At 72.2% G+C, this 14379-nt stretch carries 10 protein-coding genes and 1 tRNA gene; 2 read left to right on the top strand and 9 right to left on the bottom strand.

The features are described from left to right. Entirely contained in the window at window positions 1-2397 is a 2397-nt protein-coding gene (locus tag EDF23_RS16250; protein WP_131922337.1) for an Ig-like domain-containing protein, read from the top strand. A gap of 92 nt (window positions 2398-2489) precedes the next feature. Then, window positions 2490-4193, top strand: a complete 1704-nt coding sequence (locus EDF23_RS16245; RefSeq protein WP_131922335.1) for an AMP-binding protein — start codon at window positions 2490-2492, stop codon at window positions 4191-4193. Between the two features lie 213 nt (window positions 4194-4406). Here the strand turns inward: EDF23_RS16245 and EDF23_RS16240 are convergent, their stop codons facing one another. The 9 genes from EDF23_RS16240 to hisS form a co-directional block, all read right to left on the bottom strand. After that, a complete protein-coding gene (locus EDF23_RS16240) occupies window positions 4407-5732 on the bottom strand; it encodes a threonine/serine exporter family protein (RefSeq protein WP_123294738.1) in 1326 nt (441 codons plus the stop codon). Between the two features lie 10 nt (window positions 5733-5742). After that, the gene (locus EDF23_RS16235) at window positions 5743-6402 is read right to left on the bottom strand and encodes a class F sortase (RefSeq protein ID WP_131922333.1); all 660 of its coding nucleotides are present in this window, start codon (window positions 6400-6402) and stop codon (window positions 5743-5745) included. 112 nt (window positions 6403-6514) lie between these two features. Further along, on the bottom strand, window positions 6515-8107 hold the full coding sequence (locus EDF23_RS16230) for a hypothetical protein (RefSeq protein ID WP_131922331.1): 1593 nt from the start codon (window positions 8105-8107) through the stop codon (window positions 6515-6517). Window positions 8108-8489: 382 nt separating this feature from the next. Next, window positions 8490-8566: transfer RNA gene (locus EDF23_RS16225), tRNA-Leu, on the bottom strand. Between the two features lie 76 nt (window positions 8567-8642). Next, a complete protein-coding gene (locus tag EDF23_RS16220) occupies window positions 8643-10118 on the bottom strand; it encodes an FAD-dependent oxidoreductase (protein ID WP_123294735.1) in 1476 nt (491 codons plus the stop codon). 38 nt (window positions 10119-10156) lie between these two features. After that, window positions 10157-10705: a DUF501 domain-containing protein gene (locus EDF23_RS16215; protein WP_111084823.1), complete on the bottom strand. Its 549-nt coding sequence runs from the start codon at window positions 10703-10705 to the stop codon at window positions 10157-10159. 67 nt (window positions 10706-10772) lie between these two features. Next, a complete protein-coding gene (locus tag EDF23_RS16210) occupies window positions 10773-11306 on the bottom strand; it encodes a septum formation initiator family protein (protein ID WP_111084824.1) in 534 nt (177 codons plus the stop codon). Between the two features lie 341 nt (window positions 11307-11647). After that, entirely contained in the window at window positions 11648-12931 is a 1284-nt protein-coding gene (eno, locus tag EDF23_RS16205; protein ID WP_123294734.1) for a phosphopyruvate hydratase, read from the bottom strand. Window positions 12932-13027: 96 nt separating this feature from the next. Beyond that, a complete protein-coding gene (gene hisS / locus EDF23_RS16200; RefSeq protein WP_131922329.1) occupies window positions 13028-14272 on the bottom strand; it encodes a histidine--tRNA ligase in 1245 nt (414 codons plus the stop codon). Window positions 14273-14379 lie beyond the last annotated feature (107 nt).

The raw sequence follows: 14379 nt of genomic DNA, 5'->3' as shown, positions 1-14379 counted from the left end.
GTGAGCACGCGAGGGGACAACGTGGACGACCGGGCCGTCGGGGGCGACGGCCCTCGTCGTCGTACCCGGTTCGTCGCGCTCGCCTCGGCCACGGCCGTCCTCGCCGCGGCGCTGCTGGCGGCGGCGGCCGCCCCTGCGTTCGCCGGCACGGCGGCCCACGAACAGGCGACCACCGAACGCGTCAGCGCCGCGAGCGCCGCGACCCCCGCACCGGGCGAACTCGTCGGCCCCCCGAGCAGCGGTCGCCCCGGCACGCCCACGCCCCCGCCCGCGTCCACCGGGCGACCGCCCGTCGCACCGACCATCGCCGACCCGGGAGACGTGACGAGCAGCACCGCCCGGTTCCACGGCACCGGGACCCCGGCGCACGTCGTCCGCGTCGCGGGCCCCGCGTCGACCGGTTCGGCCGGTTGCTCGTCCCAGGTGCAGGCGAACGGTTCGTGGTCGTGCCTCGGTACGGTGCGGTCGGGTCCGCAGCAGGTCTTCACGGTGCGGGACGTCACCGCGCCGAGCCAGCCGCCCGCGAGTGCCCCGGCCTCCGACGTCATCGTGCCGCCGACCATCGCGTCCGACCACCCGACCAGCGGCGCGCTCTCCGGCACGGGCTTCCCCGGTTCCACCGTGGTGCTGTCGGTCTCCGGATCGTCGACGCAGCAGACCTCCCCGGTCGGCCCGGACGGTCGGTGGGTGACCTCGCTCGCGCTGCGGTCCGACGCGACCGTCACCGTGACCGCCTCGCAGACCGCCAGCACGGCGCGCGGTTACCGCTCCGACCTGCGCAGCGCGTCCTCGGCCCCGGTGCGGATCACGGTCGACCGCACAGCACCGGCAGCCCCGCGGATCACCGCACCCGACGACGGCGACCGCGTCGGTTCGCGTGCCACGGTCGTCCGCGGCACCGGCGAACCCGGTGCCGACGTGACCGTCTACGTCGACCGCGCACCCGTCTGCCGGGCCGAGGTCGCTGCGAACGGTTCCTGGTCCTGCTCCACCGCGGGGTCGCAGCTGCGGGCCGGCGGACACGACCTCACCGCGACGCAGCACGACGCCGCCGGCAACTACTCGCGGTCGTCCGCTGCCGTGCAGGTCACCGTGTGGTCGACCTCGGGCGCCCCGAACGGCACCCCCGGCACCTCCGGAACCGGCGGGGACGCACCGACCAACGGCACCACCGGCAACGGCAACGGCAACGGCAACGGCAACGGCACCGACACCACCGGCACCACGACCGCACCGGGTGACGGCCAGACCCCCGGCGACACGGGGACCCCGGCCGGCACCGGAACCGGGAACGCCGGCGGCACCGGCGACGACGGACCTGGTTCGGCGGCAGCGCCCGGTGACGGCACCGAGCCGACCGGCACGAGCACCCCCGGGGCCGCAGGCTCCGGCGGCGGCCACACCGACTGGTCGGGCCCCGCGGGCGACTGGACCGCCGCCACCGCCTACGACCGCACCGTTCCGACGATCCAGGCCGCGTTCTCGTGGCGAACCGTCCTGATCGCCACGGCCGTCGCCGCTGGGTTCCTCCTGCTCATCGCCGCACCCCTCGCGCTCGTCGCCGCCGCTGCCCGCGGGCGCATCCGCTCGCCCTTCGCCGGACTGCTCGGGCGGAACCGCTCGCGCTCGGACCGCTCCGGGTCCGACGACGTGCTGCCGACGTGGGTGTCGATCACGGTCGCGGTGGCCGTCGCCGCCCTGTGCACACTGCTCGGCGTGGGCGTCTCGCTCGAGGCCCGCTACGTCCGCCTCGCCATCGCCGTGCTGCTCGGCACCGCGGTGCTCACGGCAGCCGTGGTGCTCGTGACCCGGTGGGCAGCCGGACCCGACCACCGTGCGGTGGGCTTCCGGGTGTCCCCGTGGCTGGTGCTCGCGGCGCTCGTGGCGTGCGGGATCACGCGGGCCGCGGACCTCTCCCCCGCCCTGATCGTCGGGATGGTGCTCGTGCCGTCGGGACGCCCCGACCTGGACACCGCCGCACTGCGCCTCGGCTCCGGGATCGCCGCCGGTGCCCGGAGCGCGACCTGGCGGACGATCGCGCTGCTCGGGCTCGCGACCGCGGGGTGGGTGCTCCACAGCCTGACCGCGGGCGGGGGCTTCTGGTCCGCGTTGACGTCGGAGTTCGCCATCACCCTGTGCGTCGGCGGGGTCGGTGCCGTCGTCGCGACGCTGCTGCCGTTCGCCGGTTCCGCCGGCAGTGCGGTCCTGGTGGCCTCGCGTGCCCGGTACGTGGCACTCGCGGTCGTCGCCGTCGCGCTCACCGCCGCGGTCTACTCGGGTCCCGCGGGGACCCACGCGTCGCCGGTGCTGCTCGGCGCGGTCGGCGCGACCTGCGTGGCGGGCGCGATCGGGGCCTGGTTCTGGGCGCGCACCGCGCGACCGGACGCGGCCGCCTGACCCGCACCGGGCCTCCCGTCCGCCGTCCCCGCGCGGCGGATACAGTGACGATCGGTGCGTGACGCGCCGTTCGACCGCCCCAGGGAGCGATGATGACCGAGACCCGATCCGACTACGACCCGACGCGGTTCCGCGAGGTGTTCGAGGGCAGCTACACGTACGCGAACGGCTTCGCGCGGAACACCCACCGCTTCGCGGACCGGCCCGCGCTGCGCGACCCGGACACGGGTCGGTCGTGGACCTACGCGGAGCTCGGGGACGTCGTCGACCACATCGGCGGGTGGCTCGTCCGGCACGGTGCCGGTCGCGGTTCGGTCGTGATGGTCGAGCTGTTCAACTCACCCGAGTTCGCGATGCTCTACCTGGCGTGCCACCGCATCGGCGCGGTGTTCTCGCCGACGAACTTCCGGCTCGCCCCCGACGAGGTCGCCTTCATCATCGAGGACTCCGCGCCCGTGGTGCTGGTGCACGACGCGGTGCGCGGCGACGACATCGCCCGAGCGCTCGAGACCGCGCCGCACCGTCCGGACCACATCGTCGTCGTCGGTGGCCACGACCACGCAGCGCACCACGACGACGACCCCGCACACGACGCGCGCGTCGCGTTCACCGCGCTCCTCGCCGCCGACCCCGTCACGCCCGCCGAACTCGCCGCGACCGAGCCCCGCAGTACCTACGACGAGACCACCCGGCTCTACACCTCCGGCACCACCGGGCGACCGAAGCCGGTGCCCCTGCCGAGCCTGGTCGAGGTGCTCAGCGCCCACGACGTCGTGATGCACTTCCCGCTCAGCCCCTTCGACAAGACGCTCAACATGTCGCCGCTGTTCCACCGTGGCGGCCTGTACTCGGGCGGTCCGAACCCGGTGTTCTACGTCGGCGCCGAGCTCACCACCCTGCGGCACTTCGACGCCGAGCGGGTGCTCGACCTGGTCGAGTCCGAGCGGCTGACGTTCCTGATCGGTGCGCCGCCGAACCTGGTGCAGCTCGCGAACGCGCAAGAGGCCCGGCCCCGCGACCTGTCGTCCCTGCACGGCATCGTCACGATGGGTGCACCACTCGACCGCGCCGCCGCACTCCGCTACCAGGAGCTCCTGTCCCCGCGGATCTTCAACGGCTACGGCACGACCGAGACCTTCTGGAACACGTTCCTGCGTCCTGAGGACTTCCCCGACGGCGCCGGCTCCACCGGACGAGCATCGACGGACGACGACGTCGCCGTGGTGCGCGTGTACGAGGACCGCCTGGCCGACCCGAGCGACACCGTGCCGAAGGACGGCTCCGAGATCGGCGAGTTCGCGGTCCGGACCGTGAAGTCCGGCTACTCGTACCGCAACCCGGGGCTCGAGGCGGAGAAGTTCGCGAACGGCTGGTTCTACCCCGGCGACCTCGCGACGTGGGACGAGCACGAACGGGTGACGATCGTCGGCCGCAAGGACGACATGATCATCTCCGGCGGCGAGAACGTCCACCCCGTCCAGGTCGAGGCCGCACTGCAGGAGCACCCGGGCGTCGCCGACTCGATCGTCGTCGGGATCCCGGACGAGCGTTGGGGCGAGGTCGTCACGGCGTACGTGGTCCGTGCAGCGGGACGGCTACCGGAGGACGACGTCGCAGCCGCCGCCGAGCTCGAGGAGTGGACGGGCTCACACCCCGGTCTCGCCCGCTACAAGCGGCCGCGGCGGTACCGCTTCGTCGACGAGCTGCCCTACAACGCGACGGGCAAGAAGGTGCACTACCTCGCCAAGGCGACGGCAGCGGAGGACCAGGCGGCGGGCCGACTGCTCGAGCCGTAGCGCGCTCTGGACGTGCGCGGCGTCGGACGGGAGGCCCGTGGCGGCCCCGCCCCGCGCCTCCCGTCCGTCAGCCGGTCGCGTCCACGGCCGTGCCTGCGTGCGTTCCTTCCCATGCCGCGTGCGGTGCTTTGCCGGATCGGGCGTACCTGGTCGAAACTTCCGACCAGGTACGCCCGATTCGGCCCGGAACGCCCAGGTACCCCCGGGCCGGCGCTACGTGTGGCTCGGCGCGTTCCGGGCGAACAGACCCGGCAGCAACCCACCGATCTTCGTCCCGATGCACAGGCTGACGAAGGTCGCCAGGGGCGTCGCGAGGGACTCGGGGTCGAACGTGGCCACCGCCACCAGCCCGACGGTCCCGGGGACGAGCAGCAGGAACGCCGGGAAGAACGACACCGTCGCCGGGATCGCCGGCACGAGCCGCTCGAGCAACCGCGTCGCGACGAACAACAGCGCCGCCGTCGCCCCGGTCGCGACGACGCTCCCCCACACCGGCGTCGTCCCGCTCACCAGCGCGTAGGCGGTGACCATGACCGCCACCGACACGAGCGTCAGCCGCCAGCCCGAGCGGAACACCAGGCCGAGGCCGACCGCCAGGACCACCACTGCGACCCACGACACCCAGTAGGACGGCACGGACTCCCACCCGGCCAGGTCCGTGCCGACGCCGGCGACCTCGCCGACGAGTGCCGCCGAGGACGGGTCGACGTGCAACCCGGTCAGCGCACTGCCCGAGGCGATGCCGGCCGCCATGAAGCCGAGCATGATGAGCCCCTGGACCAGCCGCGAGGACCCGGTCACGATGTCCGCGGCGGTCAGTTCGAGCAGGGCGTTGGTGATGAGGGCACCGGGGACGAACACCGCCACCGGGGCGCACACGGCGAACAGCGGGACCTGCTCGAACCCGGCACCCGCGGCGACGAGTCCGACGATGGCCGTCGACACGAAGGCCGCCAGGAACGGGATGATCGCGACGGCCTCGCGGAAGCGCCGGAGCAGCAGTCCGATGACCCCGACGAGCGCACCGACCAGGAGCGCGAGCAGGATCGCCCACCACGGGCACCGGAACACGACGGCGAGCCCGGCGGAGGTCAGCGCGTTGCCGAGGATCCACGGCAGTGCGGGCGGCGGGACGGTGCCGGCACGGATGGCCCGGACCCGCGCGGGGATCTCGGCGAGGGCGATCGACCCGCTCTCCAACCCGAGCACGACCCGGTTCGCCCGTGCAGCCTGTCGCGATGACAGCTCGACGCCCTCGGCGTTCACGATCGTCGCCGCACCGGTCGAGACCTCGCTCACCATCACGAGCGCCGGCAGCACCCCGATCGCCAGGGTCGGACCGACCCCGGCGGCGTCGCGGGCCTTCTCGAGCGCCGAGCGGACGTCGGTGACGGAGCTGCCCGCGTCGAGCAGCAGTGCACCGAGCGTGCCGAGGAGCATGCCGACGGGGACGGTCTCGCCGTCGACGACCTCGACGTGGGCCTCGGGCCGACGGAGGGCGTTCTGCAGGTTCGCGAGTGCGCTTCCGAGTCCGACCACGCAGGCGATGTTAGCGATCGAGCGTGGCCTCGATGACCACGTTGTCGACCGACGGGGAGCCGTCCGGCCGCTGCAGGCACGTGATGAGCAGGAGCCGGCCGGGCTCGTCCGCCCAGACGTCGGCATCGGCGGCCACGGTCGCCTTCGTGATCCGCTCGGAACCGGTCACCGTCCACCGCGCGTCGCCGATCCGGACGCTGCTGCCGACCACGACCTCGGAGCGTTGCCCGTCGACGTCGATGAGCAGGTTGCCCGGGCCGATCGCACCGTTCCGCAGCGAGTGCATGACGACGAACACGGTGCCGTCCGCGCGGTCCGCCAGCGGGACCCCCAGGTTGCGGACCCGGTAGGCCTCACTGAACCCCGGCGGCGTGATCTGCCCGTCGACGGCGTCCAGTTCGCCGAGCGGCACCTCGAGCCCGACCGACGGCAGCACGAGCTGGACGCCGGTGTCGGCGACCGCGTTCGACGCAGACGCCGCCGTCCCCGACTCGCCCGGGTCGAGCGTGACCTGCTTGCCGTCGAGCGACGTGCCGGTGATCGCCGTCGGCGAGGCCGCTCCGGTGGTCGCGGTGACCACACCGACCACGCCGACGACGAGGGACGCCGCGGCGAGCACGGCGATCGTCCAGAGCAGCGCGGTACGCGGTCGGGTGGGTGGGGCGGTCATCTTCCGTTCCGGGGTGGTGACGGACGTGTCGGACGGGAGGCGCGCCTCCCGTCCGACACCTGGGTGCCGGGATCCGCGTGGCGGGGTCGACCGCCCCGCGGATCCCGGTGCGTCAGTCCTGCTGGGTGACGCGGCGGCGGTACGCGATGAACGCGACCGAGCCGAGGGCGACGACGCCGACGGCCGACAGCCCGATCCACGGCAGGGCCGAGGTGCCGGAGACGGTGCCTCCGGTGTTCACGGCTGCGTCGGTGGTGACGGCCGTGGTGGTGTCGATCGGGTCGACGACGACGGTGCCGTCCGCGGTGACCGTGATGGCGAGCGAGACCACGGCCGTGCCGTCCGAGGACTCCACCGCGATGGTGTGCGCTCCGGCCGGGGTTCCCGTGGGGATCACGACCGAGGTCGCGAAGGCCCCGTCGGCGTCCGTGGTCACGGTGCCGAGGACGACGGGGTCGCTGTGCAGGACGATCGAGTACTCCGTCGCCGCCGGCAGGCCCTCGGCGCGCAGCGGCACCGAGTCGCCGACCGTGAAGGTGGTGGTGCCACCGGTGCTGATCGACGGGGCCGGGGTGGTCGGCGCGGTGGTGGGCTCCGTGGTCGGGCCGGTGGTCGGGCCGGTCGTGGGCTCCGGGGTGCCCGGCTCGCTCGGCTCGGTCGTCGGCTCCGGCGTGCCGGGCTCGCTCGGCTCGGTCGTGGGCTCCGGGGTGCCCGGCTCGCCCGGCCCGGTCGTCGGCTCCGGCGTGCCGGGCTCGCTCGGCTCGGTCGGCTCGGGCGTCACCGGGGTGGTCGGCTCGGGCGTGGGTGCCTCGGCTGCCGTGTAGGCGATCGAGATCGGCTGCGGCTTCTTGGCCGCGGCGTCGTTCGCGCCGGACGTGTACCAGTACGAGCTCTGACCGGTCTCGTTCTGGAAGTCGACGAAGTCCGCCGGCCACGAACCCCAGTCGGCGTTCGTCTTGTTCAGGCTCGTCGCCGACGCGGGCTCGACACCCTGCCAGTCCGGGCTCACGGTGATGCCCGAGCTCGTGACGTCGACGTCGGTGAGGGTCGCGAGGTGCACGGTGCGCGGCGTCAGCGGCGCCCAGCTGCCCCCGTCGCGCGAGGCCGCGTAGCCCGAGACCGTCGCCGTGAGCTCACCCGTGCCGTCCGCTGCGACGTGCAGTTCCGGGTCCTCGGCGGACCAGTAGGTCAGGCCGCCGTAGAACGCGACCGTGAAGCCGCCGTCCCACGCGATGTCCGCGGTGCCGGCTGCGGCGTCCACGGTGCCCGTACCCGCGGCGAGCGTCAGGACGCCGGCGGTCGTGGTGCCCGGGCGGACCGTGGTGCCGTCGCCGGTCTGGCACTTCGTGGCGAAGGTCGGGGTCGAGGTGCCGCCCGCGGCCTTCGGGTAGGCGATCGAGACGTTGCCAGCCGAAGCGGCGTAGCCGGGCGACGGGTTGGTCGCGGTCCACGGTGCCGAGGCACCCGAGTTGCCGGCGACCCCGGCGGACAGGAAGTTGCAGCCGCCGAAGTAGGCGCCGGCGTTGGCCTCGTTGCTGAGGCTCCAGGACAGCGACGCGTCGGTGACGTCGGCGGAGGCGGCGTTCGCGGGGGCAGCGCCGAGCGCGGCGGCCGCGGCGATCGTCGCGCCGAGGGCGACGGCGGTCGCGCCGGCGGCCACACGCCGGGCGCGAGGAGAGGACAGGTGCATTCGGGTGGTCTCCAAGTTTGGGTAGCCTTACCTAACTCCCTGAGCATAGGGACAGGAGTTAGGTTAGGCAACCCTAAGCTTGATTCGGCCGGACGCGTCCGCACCGGACCCGGTTCGCGCGTCAAAGCGACAGTTGTCCGCACGGACGCGCCGTCCTGCCCGCGAAAGCGACGTCGTGCCGCGAACGGTTGGCGGCACGACGTCGCTTTCGCGGGACGCACGCGTGTGACGGACGGGAGGCGCGGTGCGGGCGCGCCACGGGCCTCCCGGCCGGGCTGGGGCCGGTTCACACCCGCCGAAGCGACAGATGCACCCGCGGTCGCGCCGTCTTGCCCGCCAAGGCGACGGTGTGCCGCGAGCGGTTGGCGGCAGACTGTCGCTTTCGCGGAACGCACACTGGTACCCCCGGTGGGACTCGAACCCACAACTCGGCGATTTTAAGTCGCATGCCTCTACCGATTGGGCCACGGGGGCGGGCCGCAACAGCCTACCGATGCGCGAGAGGCGGCCACCCCGAAGGGTGACCGCCTCTCGTGGACTGCTGCTGGGACTACTTGGCGTCGGCCGGGGCCTTCACGGGCTCGGCCTCGTTCGAGACGTCCTTGGCGGGCTCGCCGTACGCCGGACCAGCGGCACCAGCGGGCTTGCCCTCTTCGGGAGCCGGAGCGGCGGCCGGAGCTGCCGGGGCCTCGGCCGCGGGCTTCGGACGGGACGCGAAGGCCTCGAACGCAGCGCGCGGGGTCTCACGGTCGTCGAGCGACGCGATGTCGCGGCCCAGGAAGAAGCCACCGACCCAGTCGCCGATGACGCGCCACTTGCGCTCCCATGACGGCATCGCCATGCCGTGGTAGCCGCGGTGCGCGCCCCACGCCAGGAAGCCCTTCATGGCGAACTTGCCGGACTGGAACACGCCGATGCCGAGACCGAGGCCCGCGACGGCGCCGAGGTTCTCGTGCTTGTAGTCGGTCGTCGCCTCGCCACGGATGGTCGCGACCAGGTTCTTCGCGAGCTGCTTCGCCTGACGGACGGCGTGCTGGGCGTTCGGCACGCAGAAGCCGCCGACGCCACCACCGGTGAGGTCCGGCACGGCTGCGACGTCGCCACAGGCCCATGCGTCCGCGATCACGCCGTTGTCGTCGACGACGCGCAGGTCGGGCTGCACGCGGATGCGACCGCGCTGCTCGAGCGGGAAGTCGGTGCCCTTGACCATCGGGTTCGCCATGACACCGGCGGTCCAGATGATGAGGTCGGACTCGATCTTCTCGATCGCGCCGTCGCTCGTCTTGAGCTCGCAGACGCCACCGACGGCCGAGGCCAGCTGGGTCTCGAGGTGCACGTTCGCACCGCGCTGCGCCAGGTTCTTGAGCACCCAGTGCGAGGTCTCGAGCGAGACCTCGGGCATGATGCGGCCCATCGCCTCGACCAGGTGGAAGCGCGTCTCGTCGAAGGAGAGCTGCGGGTAGCTCTTCAGCAGGTCGGTGACGAAGGAGCGGAGCTCGGCGAACACCTCGATGCCGGCGAAGCCACCACCGACGACGACGACGGTCAGCAGGCGGTCACGCTCGGGACCGGCCGGCAGGTTCGCCGCCTTGTGGAAGTTCGTGAGGATCTTGTCGCGGATCGCCGCGGCTTCCTCGATCGTCTTGAGGCCGATGGCCTCGTCCGCGACACCCGGGATCGGGAACGTGCGGGACACCGCGCCGGCGGTCATGACGATCTGGTCGTAGGACTCCTCCCACGCCTCGCCCTCGGTCGGCGTGATCGTGGCGGTCTTCGTCGCGTGGTCGACCTTGGTGACCTTCGCGGTGACGACGCGGGTGTTCTTGAGGTGGCGGCGGTGCGAGACGACCGCGTGACGTGGCTCGATCGAACCGGCAGCGACCTCGGGCAGGAACGGCTGGTACGTCATGTACGGCAGCGGGTCCACCATGACGACCTCGGCTTCGCCCTGGCGAAGGTGCTTCTCGAGCTTCCATGCGGTGTAGAAACCGGCGTAACCGCCGCCGACGACGAGGATCTTGGGCACGGGGGATGATCTCCTTGGATGGGGGTTTCGGAGTCGAGTCAGACTTCGCCGCCACCCGCCCCGACTCCAGCGTCTGCACCGTCATCATACGCCCGGCACTCACACCGGGAGGGCGACCAGTCCGCGCGCTCGAGCGCGAGGTCGCCGATGGGGTTGACGCCGGGTCCGGCGGCGAGGGCGTGACCGACGAGGGCGTGCAGGCACTTCACACGGGTGGGCATGCCACCGGCGCTGATGCCGACGATCTCGTCGACGTGCTCGATCGACTCGCGATCGGCCAGGTAGGACTCGTGGGCCGCGAGGTACGCGGCCGCGGTGGTGTCGTCCTCGAGCAGTGCTGCCAGCTCCGGCATCACCTGGTTGGCCTCGAGGGTGCTGACCGCGGCGGTGGCCGCGGGGTGGCACAGGTAGTAGAACGTCGGGAACGGGGTGCCGTTCGACAGTCGGGGCTTCGTGGAGACGACCGTGGGGTTGCCACAGACGCACCGTGCCGCGATCCCGATGACGTCGCGTGCCGGTCGGCCGAGCTGCGCCGACACGACCTGGACGTCGCGGTCGGAGGGCGGGTCGAAGGGAGGGGTCGTCACGGGAACGTGAGCCTACCGGAGACCCGGTACCCCGCGCACCGTCGTGCCGGACGGGTCCGGCTCGGAGCTACTTGCTCTCGCCGGTGCCCGAGACGTCCGGGGCCACGAGGTCGGCGGCGGTCTCGTCGGTGAGCCCCGACTGCAGCACCGAGGACAGCATCGCCTGCACCCAGTCCACCTTCGGCGTCTGGACCTTCGTGCTGACGGGCGTGCCGGAGTCCGTCGTCGGCGTGGTCTCGGCCTTCCGGTCCTCGGCCCCCATCACGAGGTAGCTCTCCTCGCCCGGGTACACGTAGAGCAGGCGGTCGCGCGCCTGCGCCTCGATGTACGCGGGGTCGTCCCAGCGGGCGACGTCCTTCTTCTTCTGCGTGACGTCGGCCTTCTGGCTCGCGACCTCACGCTGCTGCTGAGCGATCTGCTCCTGCTGCTGGATGAGCGTGCGGAGCGACGGGGCGAGCACCACGACGAAGAGCACGATGATCGCGAGCATCAGCAGGCTGAACCCGGAGAAGTGGATCGAGCGGTACCAGGGCTGCGCCGACGTGCTGCCGTCGGGCATCGCCACGGGGACGCGGCGGACGCGGGGCTTCTGGCTGGGCACGTCCCGACGATAACCCGACCGACGCGGTGGGAGCGCCCGGCACGCGGCCGTTCGGTGGCCTCTCAGCGACTCGTGTCGTCCGATCGATGCTGCCGGGAGGCGCGGGTCCGGCCCGCCAACCCGTCCCGTACCGGGAGCGGTCACGACCCACCGCCCGGCGCGCGTCCGGCGGTCACGTCCTGTCGGCCAGGCCCGGCCCAGCCGACGACTCGTGACCACTCGACGCAGCGCGCGCGGCACGTCCTGACCGCTCAGCAACTCGGGGCCGCGCACACGACGAGACGCCGCCCTCTCGGAGGAGGACGGCGTCTCGGTGGTGCCGGTGCTGCTGGCCGAGCTGCTTACAGTGACTTGGCGCGCGGGAAGGCCGAGCGACCGGCGTACACCGCGGCGTCGCCGAGCTCTTCCTCGATGCGGAGCAGCTGGTTGTACTTCGCGACGCGGTCCGAACGAGCCGGTGCACCGGTCTTGATCTGACCACCGTCGACCGCGACCGCGATGTCCGCGATCGTGGTGTCCTCGGTCTCGCCGGAGCGGTGCGACAGGATCGAGGTGAGGCCGTGACGGTGCGCGAGCGAGACCGCGTCGAGGGTCTCGGTGAGCGTGCCGATCTGGTTGACCTTCACCAGGATCGAGTTCGCGGCCTTCTCGTCGATGCCCCGCTGCAGACGCTTCGGGTTGGTGACGAACAGGTCGTCGCCGACGATCTGGACCTTGTCGCCGAGCTCGGCGGTCAGGTGCGACCAGCCTTCCCAGTCGTCCTCGGCCAGCGGGTCCTCGATCGTGACGAGCGGGTAGTTCGCGACGAGGTCGGCGAAGTACGCGGTGAACTCCTGGCTCGAGAGCTGCTTGCCCTCGAACGAGTACTTGCCGTCGTGGAAGAACTCGGTGGACGCGACGTCGAGGCCGACGGCGATGTCCTTGCCCGGGGTGAAGCCGGCCTTCTCGATCGCGGTCAGCAGGAAGTCGAGTGCCGCACGGTTCGACGCGAGCTCCGGCGCGAAGCCGCCCTCGTCGCCGAGGCCGGTCGCGAGGCCCTGCTTCTTCAGCTCGCCCTTGAGGGCGTGGTAGGTCTCGACGCCCCAACGGAGCGCCTCGGAGAACGACTCGGCGCCGTACGGCACGAGGAAGAACTCCTGGATGTCGACGTTGGTGTCCGCGTGGGCACCGCCGTTGACGACGTTCATCAGCGGAACGGGCAGCGTGTGCGCGTTCGGGCCGCCGAGGTAGCGGAACAGCGGCAGGTCAGCCGAGTCGGCAGCGGCACGGGCCACGGCGAGCGAGGCACCGAGGATCGAGTTCGCGCCGAGGCGGGACTTGTTCTCGGTTCCGTCGAGCTCGATGAGCGCGGCGTCGACGAGGCGCTGGTCGGTGGCGTCGAAGCCCTCGAGCGCCGGGCCGATCTCGTCGAGGACGGCGTCGACGGCCTTGAGCACGCCCTTGCCGCCGTACCGCGAGGCATCGCCGTCGCGGAGTTCGTACGCCTCGAACGCGCCGGTGGAGGCACCGGAGGGGACGAGCGCGCGGGACACGACGCCGTCGTCGAGGAGGACCTCGACCTCGACCGTCGGGTTGCCTCGGGAATCGAGGACTTCGCGTGCGCCTACGGCATCGATCAGGGCCACGGGGTACTCCCTACACATTGGTTGTGGTGTTTGCGGGACCGATCCTAGCGAGCCGAGGTGAACACGACGTCGACCGTGACGCCCGGTGTGGACAACTCAGTCGAGCGGGCGGAACTCCACACCCTCGAGCGACGTCGTGTCGGCGCCGACGGTCGCGAAGGCGGAGAACCCCTGCGCGGCCAGACCGGCGAGCAGGTTCTTCGTGTTCTTGGTGCGTCGTTCGAGCCGCACGCGCCGGTGCGATGCGAGCGCCTCGGTCTTGAGGGCCGCGAGCCGGACCGGGTCGACGTCCTTGTCGTAGACGAGCACCACGGCGTCCGACTCGGCGGACTCCGGGAGTGTCACGAGGTCGACCAGGCGCTCGAAGCCCAGCGAGAAGCCGACCGCGGGGACGTCCTGCCCGAGGAACCGACCGATCATTCCGTCGTACCGACCGCCGCCGCCCAGGCTGTAGCCGAAGTCGGGGTGCGCGACCTCGAAGATCGTGCCGGTGTAGTAGCCCATGCCGCGCACGAGCGTCGGGTCGAAGCGCAGGTCGACGCCGGGCAGCGCTTCCCGCAGGCGCAGCAGGTCGGCGAACGCCTCGGCGTCGAGCCACGCAGCCCCCTCGACCGAGGTCCAGTCCGCGGCCTCGAGCGCACGGATGGTGTCCTCGAGCCCCGGCAGCTCCTGTCCGACGGCGCTGCGGAGCTCGGCGGCGACGCCGTCCGGGCCGATCTTGTCGAGCTTGTCGACCGTGATGAGTGCGCGGTCGGCGGCAGCGGGGTCCGCGATGCCCCACGACGCCAGCAGGGTCAGCAGGATCCGCCGGTCGTTGATGCGGATCGTGGTGCCGGTCACCCCGAGCGCATCGAGCGCGGCGGTCGTGGCGCGGATGAGCTCGATCTCGGCCAGCTGCCCGGGCTCCCCCAGGATGTCGATGTCGCACTGCACGAACTGGCGGTAGCGCCCCTTCTGTGGACGCTCGGCGCGCCAGACCGGCGCGATCTGCACCGATCGGAACACCGAGGGCAGCTCGGCGCGGTGCGAGGCGTAGAACCGGGCGAGCGGCACGGTCAGGTCGAACCGGAGCCCGAGGTCAGCGAGGTCGAGCGGCGCCTGGGCAGCCTGCAGGTCCTCGGTGCTGAGCCCGCGCTTCATGACCGCGAACGCCAGCTTCTCGTTGTCGCCGCCGAGCCCGGAGTGCAGCCGTGCGGCGTCCTCGACCACGGGGGTCTCGATCTCGTCGAACCCGTGCCGCGAGTAGACGTCGCGGACGACACCGAGCACGTGCTCGCGTCGGGCCTTGTCCGCCGGGAGGAAGTCGCGCATGCCACGGGGTGCCGTCACGGTCGTCGCCATGGCGTCCAGTCTGGCAGATGCACCCTGCCGGCTTGCGCGGCATGCGTTGCACTGGCATACTGGATGCAGAACCTCGGTTCGGAGCGTGCCTGATCCACTCTCCGGAC

Origin of the sequence: Curtobacterium sp. PhB128 (assembly GCF_004340725.1) — a bacterium.
In the GTDB taxonomy this organism is placed as follows: Bacteria; Actinomycetota; Actinomycetes; order Actinomycetales; family Microbacteriaceae; genus Curtobacterium.
The sequence above is the reverse complement of the archived record's forward strand: the minus strand, read 5'-3'. Positions and strand labels throughout refer to the sequence as shown.